The organism is Serratia sp. BNK-17, assembly GCF_048684935.1.
GTDB classification, from domain to species: Bacteria; Pseudomonadota; Gammaproteobacteria; order Enterobacterales; family Enterobacteriaceae; genus Serratia; species Serratia nematodiphila.
Genome location: NZ_JBLQTR010000001.1, coordinates 2,282,073 through 2,296,735, shown reverse-complemented (window position 1 = coordinate 2,296,735; position 14,663 = coordinate 2,282,073). Strand labels below are relative to the sequence as shown.

Sequence of the window (14,663 nt, the reverse complement as noted above, 5' to 3'; positions counted from 1 at the left end):
GTATCGTTCAGTTTGAGTTTGGGCGCCTGCGGGCGCCTTTTTCATTGGCGCCGACATCCCGCGGCCAATTCATGTAATCTGATAGACAGAGCCTTACACGATATTCAGGAGTCAACAGTGCAGATTTATCTGGTCGGCGGCGCCGTTCGCGACAGCCTGCTCAACATTCCGGTGGTCGATCATGATTGGGTGGTGGTGGGCGCCACGCCGGCGGAGCTGCTGGCGTTGGGCTACCAGCAGGTCGGCAAAGATTTTCCGGTGTTCCTCAATCCCGATACCCACGAGGAGTACGCGCTGGCGCGCACCGAGCGCAAATCCGGCCAGGGGTACACCGGTTTTACCTGCTATGCCGCGCCGGACGTCACGCTGGAAGAAGATCTGCTGCGGCGCGATCTGACCCTCAACGCCATCGCTCGTTCCGCCGAAGGGGAACTGATTGACCCCTACGGCGGCGTGGCCGATCTGCAGGCGCGCGTGCTGCGCCACGTTTCCGACGCGTTCGGCGAAGATCCGCTGCGCGTGCTGCGCGTGGCGCGATTCAATGCTCGCTTCGCCCATCTGGGTTTTCGCATCGCCGACGAAACGCTGGCCTTGATGCGCCGGATGGCGCACAGCGGTGAACTGGCCGCGCTGACCGCCGAACGCGTCTGGAAGGAAACCGAAAAGGCGCTGCAAAGCCAGAGCCCGCAGGTCTATTTTCAGGTGCTGCGCGACTGCGATGCGCTAGCGGTGCTGTTCCCGGAAATCGACGCGCTGTTCGGCGTGCCTGCTCCCGCCAAATGGCACCCGGAGATCGACACCGGCGTGCATACGCTGATGGCGCTGGCGATGGCCGCCCGCCTCACTCCCGAGGTGGACGTACGCTTCGCCACCCTGTGTCATGACCTCGGCAAAGGGTTGACGCCAAAAGAGTTCTGGCCGCATCACCACGGCCACGGCCCGGCGGGCGTGCGGCTGGTCGAAGCGCTATGCCAACGGCTGCGGGTGCCCAATCCGGTGCGCGATCTGAGCAAGCTGGTGGCCGAGTACCATGATTTGATCCACACCGTGAACAAGCTGCGGCCGGAGACCCTGCTGAAGCTGTTCGACGCCATCGACGTCTGGCGCAAGCCCCAAAGGCTGGAGCAGATGATCCTGACCAGCGAAGCGGACGCGCGCGGCCGCACCGGCTTTGAGGAGAATCCTTATCCGCAGGGCGACTATCTGCGCCAGGCGTATCAGGTGGCGAACGCGGTATCTATTAAAGAGGTGGTAGCCAGCGGGCTGCAGGGCACCGCGATCCGCGATGAGCTCAAACGCCGTCGCCAGCAGGCGCTGGCCGACTGGAAGCTCAACCAAACCATCCTCAACGATCAGGCATAAAAAAAACCCCGCAGAGCGGGGTTTTTTCTTGCCATCGGGCTTACAGGAATACCATGTAAACCACGGCCGCCACGATAAAGCGGTAGATGGCAAACGGCACGAACGAGATGCGTTTGATCAGCGACAGGAAGGTCTTGATCGCAATCAGCGCCACCACGAAGGCAGTAACGAAACCGACGGCGAACATCGGCAGATCGCCCCAGGTCAGGAAGTGCAGGCTCTTGTACAGATCCAGGCCGCTGGCGCCAATCATCATCGGCACCGCCAGGATGAAGGAGAACTCGGACGCCGCATAGCGGTTTACGCCCACCAGCATACCGCCGGCGATAGTGGACCCCGAACGGGAGAAACCCGGCCACAGCGCCAGGCACTGGAAGCAGCCGATCATGAACGCCTGGCGGTAGGTGATGTCATCCAGCCCTTCCGCTCTCGGTGTCTTCGGCTTCAGCCATTCCGCCGCCAGCAACAGCAGGCCGCCGACAACCAACGCGTACATCACGTTTTTCGGCGCGAACAGCGATTTAATCACATCGTGGAATACCAGACCCAGCACCACCGCCGGGATCATCGCCAGCAGGATATGCCCCAGCTTCAGTTGACCGCTGGTTTTGCCCTCGTGCTCCACCGGCTTGCCGCCGAAATGGATGCCGATCAGGCCGAACAACCGGCGCCAGAACATCACCACCACGGCCAGGATAGACCCCAGTTGGATGATGACTTCAAAGGTTTTGGCTTTGTCGCCGGTAAAACCCAGCCACTCGCCAACGATAATCATATGCCCGGTGGAAGACACCGGCAGAAATTCGGTTAACCCTTCGACAACCCCAAGAACAAACGCAATAAACAGTGAATGCATGTCAGCCATGTGCTTCGCTCACCCCATAAAATAACGGCCATCACATAAAAAAGCGGCAGTGCTTAAAAGACAATGCCGCTAAAACAATTCTCAGGATTAAGACCAGCTTAACGGTCTTTCGTTGCAAGCAGATGACATAAAATCATGCGGGACGAGTGCCGCGCTCAATGATCACGCCGACCCGATTGGCATGTGCTACAGCGCCCGGTTTGCTGACCTTAATACGGACCCACGGGGAATTGAAGCGTTGAAGCAAAATTTCGGATATTTCCTCCGCCACGCGCTCCACCAGCGCGAACCGGTTCGATTCAACATGCTGGATCACGGCGTCGCTGACATCGGCATAGCTCAGACAGTCAGTTACATCGTCGCTGGCGGCGGCCGGCCGGTTATCCCAGCCCATTTCGATATCGAACACCAGCTTCTGACGAATGCCCTGTTCCCACTCATAAACGCCAATGGTGGTAATTACGGTAAGCTCTTCAATAAATACGATATCCATCACGTCATTCTCTGTTTTTGGCCTTGCCGGATACCACTTCCAGCGGAATGTGCGTATTATCCATAGATGTTGCGAGTAAAACGACCATTATTAAACGGAACCGCGTTATGAGTGCTACCGCGCTTGGCATGATTATCTTCGCGTATCTGTGCGGCTCGATTTCCAGCGCGATCCTGGTTTGCCGGATCGCCAGGCTGCCGGATCCGCGTGAACATGGCTCAGGAAACCCCGGGGCGACCAACGTCCTGCGCATCGGCGGCCGGCTGGCGGCGGCGGCGGTGCTGGTGTTCGATATTCTGAAAGGGATGCTGCCGGTCTGGCTGGCCTACAAACTCGATGTGCCGCCGCTGTATCTGGGCCTGACGGCGATCGCCGCCTGCCTGGGGCACATCTATCCGGTGTTCTTCCACTTCCGCGGCGGTAAAGGCGTGGCGACGGCGTTTGGCGCCATCGCACCTATCGGCTGGGATCTGACCGGCCTGATGACCGGCACCTGGCTGTTGACGGTGCTGCTCAGCGGCTACTCTTCGCTCGGCGCCATCGTCAGCGCGTTGATCGCCCCGTTCTACGTCTGGTGGTTCAAACCGCAGTTCACCTTCCCGGTAGCGATGCTCTCCTGCCTGATCCTGATGCGGCATCACGACAATATTCAGCGCCTGTGGCGCGGCCAGGAAAGCAAGATCTGGGGCAAGTTCCGCAAGAAGAAAAACGACGCGGATAACGGCGACCAACCGAGAGAGGAATAACGGAAGGACCGGATAATCCGGCCCTTTGCTTTATACCGCAGGCAGTTCCGCCAGCGGCCAGCGCGGCCGCACGGAAACGCTCAGCTCCGGGTTGGCACCGCTCTTCAGGCGCACCATGCCGGCATAGGCGATCATCGCGCCGTTGTCGGTGCAAAATTCCGGGCGGGCATAGAACACCTCCCCGCCGCGTTTCTGCATCATCTCCGCCAGTTTGGCGCGCAGCGTGCGGTTGGCGCTCACGCCGCCGGCCATCACCAGGCGTTTGAAGCCGGTCTGCTCCAGCGCGCGTTTGCATTTGATCGCCAGCGTATCCACCACCGCATCCTCGAAGGCGCGGGCGATGTCGGCACGCGTCTGATCGTCGTTGCCGTTGGAGCGAATGGTGTTGGCGGCAAAGGTTTTCAGCCCGGAGAAACTGAAGTCCAGCCCCGGACGATCGGTCATCGGCCGCGGGAAGGTGAAACGCCCCGCCGTGCCCTGCTGCGCCATCTTCGACAGCATCGGCCCGCCAGGATAATCCAGGCCGAGCAGCTTGGCGGTTTTGTCGAACGCTTCGCCGGCCGCGTCGTCGATCGACTCGCCCAGCAACTCATACTCACCGATGCCGGTGACGCTGATAAGCTGGGTGTGGCCGCCGGAGACCAACAGCGCGACGAACGGAAACGCCGGCGGGTTGTCTTCCAGCATCGGCGCCAGCAGGTGGCCTTCCATATGGTGCACCGGCACTGCCGGCACGTTCCAGGCGAACGCCAGCGCGCGCCCCACGGTTGCGCCGACCAGCAGCGCCCCCACCAGGCCCGGCCCGGCGGTGTAAGCCACGCCGTCGATATCGGCCGGGGTCAGGTTGGCCTCTTTCAGCGCCGCCTGAATCAGCGGCACGGTTTTGCGCACGTGATCGCGGGAGGCCAGTTCCGGCACTACGCCGCCGTAGTCGGCGTGCAGCTTCACCTGGCTGTATAATTGGTTGGCCAACAAACCGGTTTGATCGTCATACACTGCAATTCCGGTTTCATCGCAGGACGTTTCTATACCCAGTACTCGCATTACATTTCCCATCATTCACGTGCGGCCGCCAGTCTACCACATTCCGCCGCATTTACCGCCGGTGCGGCGCATCTTGTCACCGGCTTGCGCCTATGTCGATGATTCATCCAGAAAATGCCTGAGCGATTAAACACGAGCATTTTTTTCTGATTAGTCTATAATCAGCGCCCGGTGCAAAATTGCGCACGTTGCGGCAGAGCGACGCGGGTTTCAATTTGCTGTGATGCTTTACAAAGCAGCATCCATTGGAGTAAAATTCCGCACCATTTTGAAAAGGCTGGCGCTTGGCCAGCAGCAAACCGAATTTTATTGAGGTGAGAGGCACATGCCGGTAATTAAAGTACGTGAAAACGAGCCATTTGACGTTGCTCTGCGTCGTTTCAAACGCTCTTGCGAAAAAGCGGGTGTTTTAGCTGAAGTTCGTCGTCGTGAGTTTTATGAAAAACCAACTACCGAACGTAAACGCGCTAAAGCTTCTGCTGTGAAACGTCACGCGAAGAAACTGGCTCGCGAAAACGCACGCCGCACTCGTCTGTATTAATTCTTCGGGGGCAACCCCACCGCGTGAATTTCTGATTTTCAAAATCGCGCAGACCGAGTAGTTGCATACGAAGGCCGTGCTTTCCGAAAGGAATGCGCGGCTTGTTCTCGTTTATAGGCTAATGAAGTAAGGGCTTATGGCTGGACGAATTCCGCGCGTATTTATCAATGACTTGCTGGCTCGCACCGACATCGTCGATTTGATCGACGCCCGCGTGAAGCTCAAGAAGCAAGGCAAGAACTATCACGCGTGCTGTCCGTTCCACCACGAAAAGACGCCTTCCTTTACCGTTAATGGCGAAAAGCAGTTTTATCACTGTTTTGGGTGTGGTGCGCACGGCAACGCCGTCGACTTTTTGATGAATTACGACCGACTCGAGTTTGTCGAAACCATCGAAGAACTGGCGACCATGCACGGGCTGGAAGTGCCTTACGAAGCGGGCACCGGGCCAACCCAGATCGAACGCCATCAGCGCCAGAGCCTGTACCAACTGATGGAACAGCTCAGCGCGTTCTATCAACAGTCACTGCAGCAGTCCTCCGGGGCGCCGGCGCGCAACTATTTGCAGCAGCGCGGGTTAAGTGACGACGTTATTCGCCATTTCGCCATCGGCTTCGCGCCGGCGGGATGGGACAACGCCCTGAAGCGTTTCGGCCGCGACGCCGACTCGCGCCGCGCATTGAACGATGCCGGCATGCTGGTGACTAACGATCAGGGGCGTTCGTACGACCGTTTCCGCGAACGGGTGATGTTCCCCATCCGCGACAAGCGCGGGCGCGTGATCGCCTTCGGCGGCCGCGTATTGGGCGACGGTATGCCGAAGTACCTGAACTCGCCGGAAACCGAAGTTTTCCATAAGGGCCGCCAGCTGTACGGCCTGTATGAAGCACAGCAGAACCACCCTAACCTGCAGCGGCTGCTGGTGGTGGAAGGGTATATGGACGTAGTGGCGTTGGCGCAATTCGGCATCGATTATGCCGTCGCCTCGCTCGGCACCTCGACGACGGCGGAACACATTCAGCTGTTGTTCCGCGCCACCGACAACGTCGTCTGCTGTTACGACGGCGACCGCGCCGGCAGCGAAGCGGCCTGGCGGGCGCTGGAAACCGCGCTGCCGTACCTGAATGACGGGCGCCAGCTGCGGTTCATGTTTTTGCCCGACGGCGAAGATCCGGACACGCTGGTGCGCAAGGAAGGCAAAGAAGCCTTCGAACAGCGAATGGAGCAGGCGCAGCCGCTGTCCACGTTCCTGTTCGAAAGCCTGCTGCCGCAGGTGGATTTAAGCAGCCCGGACGGGCGCGCCAAGCTGAGCACGCTGGCGCTGCCGCTGATTACTCAGGTGCCGGGCGAAACGTTGCGCTTGTACCTGCGCCAGGAGCTCGGCAACAAGCTGGGGCTGCTGGACGACAGCCAGCTCGACAAGCTGATGCCCAAGCAGGCTGAAAATGCGAATCCTTATCAGGCGCCCCAGCTAAAACGCACAACCATGCGTATACTGATAGGGTTACTGGTGCAAAATCCGCAGTTGGCTACACTTATCCCTTCGCTGGAAGGGTTGGAGCAGACCAAACAGGCGGGATTGCCGCTGTTCGTCGAACTGGTGCAGACCTGTTTGGCGCAGCCGGGCCTGACGACCGGGCAATTGCTGGAGCTGTATCGCGACAACAAATTCAGCCAGCAGCTTGAAACCTTGGCGACCTGGAACCATATGATCGTTGAGGACATGGTCGAGCAGACCTTTTTGGATACATTGGCCAGCCTGTACGACTCGGTGCTCGAGCAACGGCTGGAAACGCTGATCGCCCAGGCCAGAACGCGCGGTCTGAGCGCGGAGGAACGTGAAGAAGTCCGTTCTCTCAACCAGGTTTTAGCGAAGAAAAACTGAATACCAAACGGCTTAAGTGCCGATAATTGCGAGGGCAGAGCCCTGCACAGTGCCGCCATAGTGGGCCGCGGCGATAACGAAAACGCCCCAAATGCTATTGTTGGCGGTTTCGCCGACCGACACCAACCTAAATACTCTGAAGTGTGGATACCGTCTTATGGAGCAAAACCCGCAGTCACAGCTGAAGCTACTTGTCACCCGTGGTAAGGAGCAAGGCTATCTGACCTATGCTGAGGTCAATGACCATCTGCCGGAAGATATCGTCGACTCCGATCAGATCGAAGACATCATCCAGATGATTAACGACATGGGCATCCAGGTGATGGAAGAAGCACCGGACGCCGATGACCTGCTGCTCGCCGAAAACTCGAACAGCACGGACGAAGATGCGGAAGAAGCCGCCGCACAGGTTCTGTCCAGCGTGGAATCCGAAATCGGCCGCACCACCGACCCGGTGCGCATGTACATGCGCGAAATGGGTACCGTCGAACTGCTGACGCGCGAAGGCGAAATCGACATCGCCAAGCGCATCGAAGACGGCATCAACCAGGTACAGTGCTCGGTTGCCGAATACCCGGAAGCCATCACCTACCTGCTTGAGCAGTACGATCGCGTCGAAGCGGGTGAAGCGCGCCTGTCCGATCTGATCACCGGCTTCGTCGATCCTAACGCGGAAGAGGACATCGCCCCAACCGCCACTCACATCGGTTCTGAACTGTCGAGCGAAGAGCAAGACGACGACGAAGAAGATGAAGACGACGAAGACGACGACACCGAAGACGACAACAGCATCGATCCTGAGCTGGCGCGTCAGAAGTTCGCCGAGTTGCGCGATCAGTATGAAGCGACCCGCCTGGTGATCAAGAAAAACGGCCGCAGCCACGCCAGCGCCGCGGACGAGATCCTGAAGCTGTCTGAAGTGTTCAAGCAGTTCCGCCTGGTGCCGAAACAGTTCGACTTCCTGGTCAACAGCATGCGCACCATGATGGACCGCGTTCGCACCCAGGAACGCATCATCATGAAGCTGTGCGTTGAACAGTGCAAAATGCCGAAGAAAAACTTCGTCACCCTGTTCGCCGGCAACGAAACCAGCGATTCCTGGTTTGAAGCCGCTCTGGCGATGGCCAAGCCATGGTCGGAAAAGCTGAAAGACGTTGCTGAAGACGTGCAGCGCAGCCTGCAGAAACTGCGTCAGATCGAAGAAGAAACCGGTCTGACCATCGAGCAGGTCAAAGACATCAACCGTCGCATGTCGATCGGTGAAGCGAAAGCTCGCCGCGCGAAGAAAGAGATGGTTGAGGCCAACCTGCGTCTGGTTATTTCCATCGCCAAGAAATACACCAACCGCGGCCTGCAGTTCCTGGATCTGATCCAGGAAGGCAACATTGGCCTGATGAAAGCGGTAGACAAGTTCGAATACCGCCGCGGCTACAAGTTCTCGACGTACGCCACCTGGTGGATCCGTCAGGCTATCACCCGCTCCATCGCCGACCAGGCGCGCACCATCCGTATTCCGGTGCATATGATTGAGACCATCAACAAGCTCAACCGTATTTCGCGCCAGATGCTGCAAGAGATGGGCCGCGAGCCGACGCCGGAAGAGCTGGCCGAGCGCATGCTGATGCCGGAAGACAAGATCCGCAAGGTGCTGAAGATCGCCAAAGAGCCAATCTCGATGGAAACGCCGATCGGCGACGACGAAGATTCGCATCTGGGCGACTTCATCGAGGATACCACCCTCGAACTGCCGCTGGATTCCGCGACCTCGGAAAGCCTGCGTTCCGCCACTCACGACGTGCTGGCCGGCCTGACCGCGCGCGAAGCGAAAGTGCTGCGCATGCGTTTCGGCATCGACATGAACACCGACCACACGCTGGAAGAGGTTGGCAAGCAGTTTGACGTTACCCGTGAGCGTATTCGTCAGATCGAAGCCAAGGCGCTGCGCAAGCTGCGTCACCCAAGCCGCTCCGAAGTGCTGCGCAGCTTCCTGGACGACTAAGTCCGGCTACCGCACCTAAAACAAAAACCCCGGCCTGCCGGGGTTTTTTTATGCATCAGAACATGCTGTTGCCGCTGGCGGTCTTCTCCGGCACCGGCTGCGTCACGTCCCAGTGTTCAACGATCTTTCCGGCGCTGTCCAGACGGAAGATATCGACGATCGCCGCGGTCTTGCCGGCCTCGCGCCCGCTGACCTCCACATGCAGGATCACGTAGTCGCCGTCGACGAACGCCTGTTTAATCTCGCTGTGCGAGTTGGGGTAACGCGTTTTCAGCAGCTCGACAAATTGACGAAAACCCGCCACGCCGTCTTTGGCATTGGGGTTATGCTGTTTGTATTGTTCGCCCAAAAACGGCCGCGCCGCCGCAAAATCCTTGTTGTTCAGCCCCTGCCGATAAAACTCCAGCACGTTCTGCTTGTTGCGCGCTTCCTGCGGCGAATGCCCCGCCTGTGCGGCGCCGGTCACCAATAACAGCGCCATCAAACAGCCTTTCATCATCGATGTCATCGCACACTCCCCTTATCTCATTGCAGCACCAGGAACAGCTCGCGATAGCTGGCGGTCAGCTGCTCCAGCGTGGCGCGATTCAATCCGCTGGGGTTGGGCAATACCCAGACCTCGGTTTTTCCCAGCATCATCGTCTGCTTGCCCCAGGGCGCGTTTTTCACCCCGAAGGCGGTGGTGAACGCCTGCTTGCCCAAGATCGCCAGCGCGCGCGGCTGATAGCGCAGGATTTTCTCTTGCAGCGCCTCACCGCCGCTGCGCAACTCGTCGCGCGACAGCTCGCTGGCCGCCACCGTCGGGCGCGCCACCAGCGCGGTAATGCCGCAGCCGTTGTCCTTCAGCTGCTGCCACTGCTCCGGCGCCAGCTGGCTCGCGGTAAAGCCGGCCTGATGGATCACCTTCCAGAAGCGGTTGCTGCCGTTGGCGAAAGGATAGCCCTGATGGGCGGAAGAAAGGCCGGGATTGATGCCGCAAAACACCACCCGCAGGTTGGGCGCCAGAAGTTCCATGAGTATCGTGAGTCCATTGCAGGGATTTACTGCGGTTATCGCAAAATCCGCCAGCAATTACAACAGGCTAGAACTGCGCAGAAAAGCAACATACGGGCGGGTAACAGTAGACCGATGCTTAAGGATTCCCTATAATCTCGCGGCTTGGCCCCTTAGCTCAGTGGTTAGAGCAGGCGACTCATAATCGCTTGGTCGTTGGTTCAAACCCAACAGGGGCCACCAAATTTTAGCTTTAAAATCATATAAAAAAGCCACTTTTCTCGAAGTGGCTTTTTTATTTCTTGCTCACAGTGGCGGCAAAATGGCGGCAGTATGCCAACACTCTCAGCTATCTTTCCCCTCTTAACCAGCCTATAGACAGACTTACCAGGAAGCCGGCAAAGAAGATCGCGACAGCCGCAGCGATAGATTTCCACCACTCATCAAACCAGAACAAGGCAACAAATGCCGCTATAGAGAACAGGCCAATGACTATGGACTCAGCCAAGTCAGCAGTTTGTCGGCCAACAAATTTAACGAACTTCACAAGAAAGGATTTTAGCCAGTTCATTGATTTTATTACTTAACGATAGGAAGTCATCATCACTTAACCATTAGTTAAAATCCAACCGCTGGCTTTTGATTGATCTATCCGCTATCGCTCGCCTCTCACAAGGCTACACAAAGCAATAGTGACAAACACCAGCAACAGGAATATTGCCGCGCTCAGAATTCGTTGCCACCATTCGTCGAACCAGAACAGTGAGCCAAACGCAGCGACAGAAAATATCCCGCCCAAAATCGCTTCCACAAGGTGCGACAATCCTTTACCGAGCTTACTGCCCCAAGACTTTAGATAGCTCATGATTCACACCTTCACAGAACATTTTCGATTTGCTGGTATAGGCAACAAAGGGTTCAAGATACTCCTCCGCCAGAAAGTAGATCATGTCCAAATTTCGTGGCGTGAGCTTATGGTACGTTGAGGGATATTGTTCCCGCAAACGACGCGAAGAAACGGCGGCCTGTTCAATAATTCCTTGTAAAAGAATGATGTTTAGCCCAGCAATGGTGACACCTTTGAATACCCATTTGAAAAGTGTGCTGCCGATAACCTTTTTCAAAATATGGTGTGTGATTTGCTGAACCAGAATGAACTGCGTCCCCATACGTCCTGTAAGATAACCCTCTACATGGTTTAATTTTTGGCTTAGCGCGGTTTGTGTTTGCAGATCCATCCGCTGATAGCAGTCACGGATAATCACCGCTATCAGCTCACGTAGCGGGGCTTCGATACCATAGCCGGCACGAACGACCTTGATGAACCGTTCCGTTTCGATTTCATTGCGGCGCTTAAGCTCTCGACCGCCGAGCCCTGCTCCCTGCCATGTCCTACGAGCACTATAGACAATGCCCCTTGGTAAAGACTCTATTCCCTCAAGAATTCCTTGAGCTACGGCTTTCGCATCCATAACAATCCCTTATCAGCGCCCTGGCCGTACCCTATACTAACTTCGCTTAAAATATCAACACCCCTTTCATCCTAATGAAGGGCGCCCCTCGGCATAATGGCTTTTTTGTTTCCCACCACCGTGCCACACTGCCATTTCGGCATTCCTGATTTATTTCGCCCCATAAGGATCCCGCATGATCGTCAACTGCGACCACGACAACCTCGACGCCTGGCTGGCGCTGCGCTCGGCGCTGTGGCCCACTTGTCCGTTGGAAGAGCACCGCGCGGAGATGCGCGAAATATTGGCTTCGCCGCACCACACCGCGTTTATGGCGCGGGGGCTGGACGGCGTTTTCGTTGGCTTTGCCGAGGTCGCGCTGCGCCACGATTACGTCAACGGCTGCGAGTCGTCGCCGGTGGCGTTTCTGGAAGGGATCTATACCGTCGAACACGCCCGCCGCCAGGGCTGGGCCGCGCGATTGATCGCACAGGTGCAGGAATGGGCCAAGCAGCAAGGCTGCAGCGAGCTGGCGTCGGATACCGACATCGCCAATCTGGACTCCCAGCGCCTGCATGCGGCGCTGGGCTTTGCCGAAACGGAACGGGTGGTGTTTTACCGTAAAACGCTGGGCTGATCAGGCGGCCTTGCTTTGCCGCTGATGCGCCAGCTGCTCGGCGCGCAGCAGCCTCTTCTCCAGTTCGCCCTCGCCAATATTGACCTTACCCCCTCATCCAGAGTGTTCGCCATCGCGCTAGCGCCGAAACAGCAGCCAAATACGGCCGTTCATCGACACAAATCAATCAAATACAATCACAATGAGCGTAATTGGTTCTATTTTGATTGGATTTGTCGCCTTAATTCATTTTGAAAAACTTATAATGAGGACCTCGCATACCCGCAGAGACCGCTCAATAGAACAGGAGATCGGCATTTATGAAACTGACCAGCCAAAGCTTTAAAGAAGGGGAATTCATTCCCGGTGAATTCGCCTTCGCTATCCCCGATGCCGCCAAGCATGTCGCTTTATCGGGAAATCGCAACCCCCATCTGGCCTGGAGTGAAGTGCCTGCAGGCACGCAGTCTTTCGTGATCGTCTGCCATGATCCCGACGTGCCAAGCCGTGGTGATGATGTGAATCAAGAGCGTCGGGTTGTGCCCGCCTCGTTGCCGCGCGTTGATTTCTTTCACTGGCTGCTGCTGGATATTCCGGCTAGTACCGTGGAAATTGCGGCGGGCTCTCAATCGGACGGCGTAACGCCGCGTGGCAAAGCCGGGCCAAACGCCCCTTCGGCCTATCGCCACGGCACCAATGACTATACCGGTTGGTTTGCCGCCGACGAGCAGATGAAGGGGGAATACTACGGTTACGATGGCCCATGCCCACCGTGGAACGATACGTTAGTTCATCATTATATTTTCACGGTTTATGCGCTTGCTACCCCCGGTTTGGATGTACAAGGGCCTTTGACAGGGGCTAATGTAAATGCCGCCCTGGCGGAAGCGCCAGTGTTAGCCCAAGCGAGCCTGACAGGCCTTTACAGCCTGAACCCTAACGTAGCATCAACGGCGAAATAATCGCATGAAGGAGTCGAATATGAGCCGGACCGGTTCCTTCGGATCAGTGCGAACCAGACGCAAGCCGGATGCGAAGCTTTTGCATTGGCACTCTCCGTCGGGAGCTCCGGTATCGAGGCACCGCTTGTGCGGAGTGTGCCAGCCGACATTGAAACGCCAGCTGCACACGCCGCAGTTCGTCTTCCATGAAGCGACGGTCTTGCTGATCGCGACGGGCCAACTTGGTATCACATCGGCTTCACAACATTTGTCTCTGGAGACCCCCGACGAACTGCTCCTGGTCCCCCCCAATACCCGCGCAGATTTAGTCAAAACGCCGGGCGACATCGATCGGCCTTTTCGCTCGATATTCCTGACGCTGTCGGCAGAACTGCTGGATGTCTTTCACCGAACCCGGCAGGCTTCCCCCCTATCCCCCCTAAAAATGACGCGTGGAAAACGCTGCCTCTGGACGAAGACCTGTCGGCAACGTTTTATCACGTGATTGAAAGCGTGGAAAAACAGGAAATCAGCGATATTCGCCTGCAATACCGCCTTCTGGACTTTTTGACCGCGCTGGCCGAACGGGGGCATGTTTTTACGCATTTGCCGTTGGATAGCCCATCACAGCGCCTGCGCACCTTGATTCTTGAGGCTCCGGAACAAAACTGGACGGCAGAAACAGCAGGAAAAACGTTAGCGATGAGCCCGGCAACGTTGCGGCGGCGCCTTGCTGCCGAACAGACACGCTTCGAAGATTTGCTGATAGACGTCCGCATGCATCACGCCATGATGTTGCTTCAAACCACCCGATGGGATATGACCCGCATTGCAGAGGCCTGCGGTTACAAATCCAGATCGCGTTTTAGCGAACGCTTTCAAAAGCGTTTTGGTTACGCGCCTTCCGCCATCCGATAAAACGCTGGGCTGATCAGGCGATCTTGCTTTGCCGCTGATGCGCCAACTGCTCGGCGCGCAGCAGGATCTCCTGCAGATCGTCCTCATCGATATCGAACAGATCCCCCTCCATCAGCGCCTCGTGCAGATCGGCGCGGGTGATGGAAACGGCATCGATCGGCAGATTGGCCGGCTTGGCCTCCGCCGGCGCCAGCGCGTGCGGGTAGCGCCGCCCGGCCAGGTTATTGAACAGAATGGCCAGCGCCGCCAGCAGCACCGAGTTCAGCAGCACCGGGTACAACACGAAGTGGTAGCCCATCTGATGAATGCCGGGGCCGCCGAGGATGGCGGTCAGCGCCACCGCGCCGCCGGGTGGATGCAGGCAGCGCAGCTTGAACATCAGGCCGATGGCCACCGCCGCCGCAGCGCCGCAGGCCAGGCCCGGATCGGGGATCAGCAGACCGGCGCTCACGCCCACCGTCGCCGCCAGCGCATTGCCGCCAACGATCGACCAGGGCTGCGCCAGCGGGCTGTTGGGCACGCCGAACAGCAGCACCGCCGAAGCGCCCATCGGCGCGATAAACCACAGGTTTACCTCGCCCAAAATAAAGTGGCTGATCCAGCCGGCGAGCATCAGCCCCAAACCGGCACCAACGCTGGAAATCAGCATCTCTCGTTTGCCCACCGCCAGCGGGTGCGGCCACAGGCGCGCGCATCCCACTTTCACTCGTTCTATCCACTGCGTCTTCATGTTACCCAATACGGCTCAATTCACGTGTTGGCAACAAATATATCACATCATCCTGAAGGAGCTCACGGCGCCGTAAACC

The 14,663-nt window shown here is 57.6% G+C and carries 17 protein-coding genes and 1 tRNA gene; 10 read left to right on the top strand and 8 right to left on the bottom strand.

What is annotated here, in order from left to right:
* Positions 1 to 117: 117 nt before the first annotated feature.
* Positions 118 to 1,362, top strand: a complete 1,245-nt coding sequence (locus ACMGF7_RS10980; RefSeq protein WP_004937206.1) for a multifunctional CCA addition/repair protein — start codon at positions 118 to 120, stop codon at positions 1,360 to 1,362.
* Between the two features lie 40 nt (positions 1,363 to 1,402).
* On the opposite strand, the gene bacA is transcribed toward ACMGF7_RS10980, so the two are convergent.
* Both bacA and folB read right to left on the bottom strand, forming a co-directional pair.
* Positions 1,403 to 2,227 carry an undecaprenyl-diphosphate phosphatase gene (gene bacA / locus ACMGF7_RS10975; RefSeq protein ID WP_015379094.1) on the bottom strand — a complete coding sequence of 275 codons (825 nt, stop codon included), beginning with the start codon at positions 2,225 to 2,227 and terminating at the stop codon, positions 1,403 to 1,405.
* Positions 2,228 to 2,360: 133 nt separating this feature from the next.
* Positions 2,361 to 2,720, bottom strand: coding sequence for a bifunctional dihydroneopterin aldolase/7,8-dihydroneopterin epimerase (gene folB / locus ACMGF7_RS10970; protein WP_004937203.1), 360 nt, complete (start codon positions 2,718 to 2,720; stop codon positions 2,361 to 2,363).
* A gap of 107 nt (positions 2,721 to 2,827) precedes the next feature.
* Here folB and plsY point away from each other — a divergent pair, with 107 nt between their 5' ends.
* Positions 2,828 to 3,466: a glycerol-3-phosphate 1-O-acyltransferase PlsY gene (gene plsY / locus ACMGF7_RS10965; protein ID WP_049241501.1), complete on the top strand. Its 639-nt coding sequence runs from the start codon at positions 2,828 to 2,830 to the stop codon at positions 3,464 to 3,466.
* Between the two features lie 30 nt (positions 3,467 to 3,496).
* Here the strand turns inward: plsY and tsaD are convergent, their stop codons facing one another.
* A complete protein-coding gene (tsaD, locus tag ACMGF7_RS10960) occupies positions 3,497 to 4,510 on the bottom strand; it encodes a tRNA (adenosine(37)-N6)-threonylcarbamoyltransferase complex transferase subunit TsaD (protein ID WP_004937199.1) in 1,014 nt (337 codons plus the stop codon).
* A 325-nt stretch (positions 4,511 to 4,835) separates the two neighbouring features.
* On the opposite strand from tsaD, the gene rpsU reads away from it, so the two are divergent.
* The 3 genes from rpsU to rpoD all read left to right on the top strand — a co-directional run bounded on the left by rpsU (position 4,836) and on the right by rpoD (position 8,935).
* Positions 4,836 to 5,051 (top strand): 30S ribosomal protein S21, encoded by a 216-nt coding sequence (rpsU, locus tag ACMGF7_RS10955; RefSeq protein WP_001144069.1) that lies wholly within the window; start codon positions 4,836 to 4,838, stop codon positions 5,049 to 5,051.
* 136 nt (positions 5,052 to 5,187) lie between these two features.
* Positions 5,188 to 6,936, top strand: a complete 1,749-nt coding sequence (dnaG, locus tag ACMGF7_RS10950) for a DNA primase (protein ID WP_197763835.1) — start codon at positions 5,188 to 5,190, stop codon at positions 6,934 to 6,936.
* 157 nt (positions 6,937 to 7,093) lie between these two features.
* A complete protein-coding gene (gene rpoD / locus ACMGF7_RS10945; RefSeq protein ID WP_004937194.1) occupies positions 7,094 to 8,935 on the top strand; it encodes an RNA polymerase sigma factor RpoD in 1,842 nt (613 codons plus the stop codon).
* Positions 8,936 to 8,990: 55 nt separating this feature from the next.
* Here rpoD and ACMGF7_RS10940 read toward each other — a convergent pair whose 3' ends face one another.
* Positions 8,991 to 9,443, bottom strand: coding sequence for an ester cyclase (locus ACMGF7_RS10940; RefSeq protein WP_164095347.1), 453 nt, complete (start codon positions 9,441 to 9,443; stop codon positions 8,991 to 8,993).
* A 17-nt stretch (positions 9,444 to 9,460) separates the two neighbouring features.
* Positions 9,461 to 9,949, bottom strand: a complete 489-nt coding sequence (gene mug / locus ACMGF7_RS10935; protein ID WP_164095348.1) for a G/U mismatch-specific DNA glycosylase — start codon at positions 9,947 to 9,949, stop codon at positions 9,461 to 9,463.
* A 146-nt stretch (positions 9,950 to 10,095) separates the two neighbouring features.
* Here mug and ACMGF7_RS10930 point away from each other — a divergent pair.
* Positions 10,096 to 10,171, top strand: a tRNA-Ile gene (locus tag ACMGF7_RS10930).
* A gap of 106 nt (positions 10,172 to 10,277) precedes the next feature.
* Here the strand turns inward: ACMGF7_RS10930 and ACMGF7_RS10925 are convergent.
* Together ACMGF7_RS10925 and ACMGF7_RS10920 are read right to left on the bottom strand one after the other, a co-directional pair.
* Positions 10,278 to 10,499, bottom strand: a complete 222-nt coding sequence (locus ACMGF7_RS10925) for a hypothetical protein (protein WP_046687854.1) — start codon at positions 10,497 to 10,499, stop codon at positions 10,278 to 10,280.
* Between the two features lie 265 nt (positions 10,500 to 10,764).
* Positions 10,765 to 11,400 (bottom strand): hypothetical protein, encoded by a 636-nt coding sequence (locus tag ACMGF7_RS10920; RefSeq protein WP_049241496.1) that lies wholly within the window; start codon positions 11,398 to 11,400, stop codon positions 10,765 to 10,767.
* 175 nt (positions 11,401 to 11,575) lie between these two features.
* Between ACMGF7_RS10920 and aac(6') the strand changes: the two genes are divergently transcribed.
* The 4 genes from aac(6') (at position 11,576) to ACMGF7_RS10900 (ending at position 13,854) form a co-directional block, all read left to right on the top strand.
* A complete protein-coding gene (aac(6'), locus tag ACMGF7_RS10915; RefSeq protein WP_049241494.1) occupies positions 11,576 to 12,016 on the top strand; it encodes an aminoglycoside 6'-N-acetyltransferase in 441 nt (146 codons plus the stop codon).
* Positions 12,017 to 12,315: 299 nt separating this feature from the next.
* Complete coding sequence (locus ACMGF7_RS10910) at positions 12,316 to 12,957, top strand: YbhB/YbcL family Raf kinase inhibitor-like protein (RefSeq protein WP_164095395.1); 642 nt, start codon at positions 12,316 to 12,318, stop codon at positions 12,955 to 12,957.
* A gap of 148 nt (positions 12,958 to 13,105) precedes the next feature.
* On the top strand, positions 13,106 to 13,441 hold the full coding sequence (locus ACMGF7_RS10905) for a hypothetical protein (RefSeq protein ID WP_420286434.1): 336 nt from the start codon (positions 13,106 to 13,108) through the stop codon (positions 13,439 to 13,441).
* Complete coding sequence (locus ACMGF7_RS10900; RefSeq protein ID WP_280597699.1) at positions 13,438 to 13,854, top strand: helix-turn-helix transcriptional regulator; 417 nt, start codon at positions 13,438 to 13,440, stop codon at positions 13,852 to 13,854. Before ACMGF7_RS10905 ends, ACMGF7_RS10900 begins: the two co-directional genes overlap by 4 nt.
* A 13-nt stretch (positions 13,855 to 13,867) precedes the next feature.
* On the opposite strand, the gene ACMGF7_RS10895 is transcribed toward ACMGF7_RS10900, so the two are convergent.
* Positions 13,868 to 14,584 carry an HPP family protein gene (locus ACMGF7_RS10895; protein WP_016930165.1) on the bottom strand — a complete coding sequence of 239 codons (717 nt, stop codon included), beginning with the start codon at positions 14,582 to 14,584 and terminating at the stop codon, positions 13,868 to 13,870.
* Positions 14,585 to 14,663: the final 79 nt, after the last annotated feature.

Coding starts and splice junctions, on each gene's coding strand:
- bacA (WP_015379094.1), bottom strand. CDS start 2,227: ATGGCTGACATGCATTCACTGTTTATTGCGTTTGTTCTTGGGGTTGTC.
- folB (WP_004937203.1), bottom strand. CDS start 2,720: ATGGATATCGTATTTATTGAAGAGCTTACCGTAATTACCACCATTGGC.
- plsY (WP_049241501.1), top strand. CDS start 2,828: ATGAGTGCTACCGCGCTTGGCATGATTATCTTCGCGTATCTGTGCGGC.
- tsaD (WP_004937199.1), bottom strand. CDS start 4,510: ATGCGAGTACTGGGTATAGAAACGTCCTGCGATGAAACCGGAATTGCA.
- rpsU (WP_001144069.1), top strand. CDS start 4,836: ATGCCGGTAATTAAAGTACGTGAAAACGAGCCATTTGACGTTGCTCTG.
- dnaG (WP_197763835.1), top strand. CDS start 5,188: ATGGCTGGACGAATTCCGCGCGTATTTATCAATGACTTGCTGGCTCGC.
- rpoD (WP_004937194.1), top strand. CDS start 7,094: ATGGAGCAAAACCCGCAGTCACAGCTGAAGCTACTTGTCACCCGTGGT.
- ACMGF7_RS10940 (WP_164095347.1), bottom strand. CDS start 9,443: ATGACATCGATGATGAAAGGCTGTTTGATGGCGCTGTTATTGGTGACC.
- mug (WP_164095348.1), bottom strand. CDS start 9,949: ATGGAACTTCTGGCGCCCAACCTGCGGGTGGTGTTTTGCGGCATCAAT.
- ACMGF7_RS10925 (WP_046687854.1), bottom strand. CDS start 10,499: ATGAACTGGCTAAAATCCTTTCTTGTGAAGTTCGTTAAATTTGTTGGC.
- ACMGF7_RS10920 (WP_049241496.1), bottom strand. CDS start 11,400: ATGGATGCGAAAGCCGTAGCTCAAGGAATTCTTGAGGGAATAGAGTCT.
- ACMGF7_RS10910 (WP_164095395.1), top strand. CDS start 12,316: ATGAAACTGACCAGCCAAAGCTTTAAAGAAGGGGAATTCATTCCCGGT.
- ACMGF7_RS10895 (WP_016930165.1), bottom strand. CDS start 14,584: ATGAAGACGCAGTGGATAGAACGAGTGAAAGTGGGATGCGCGCGCCTG.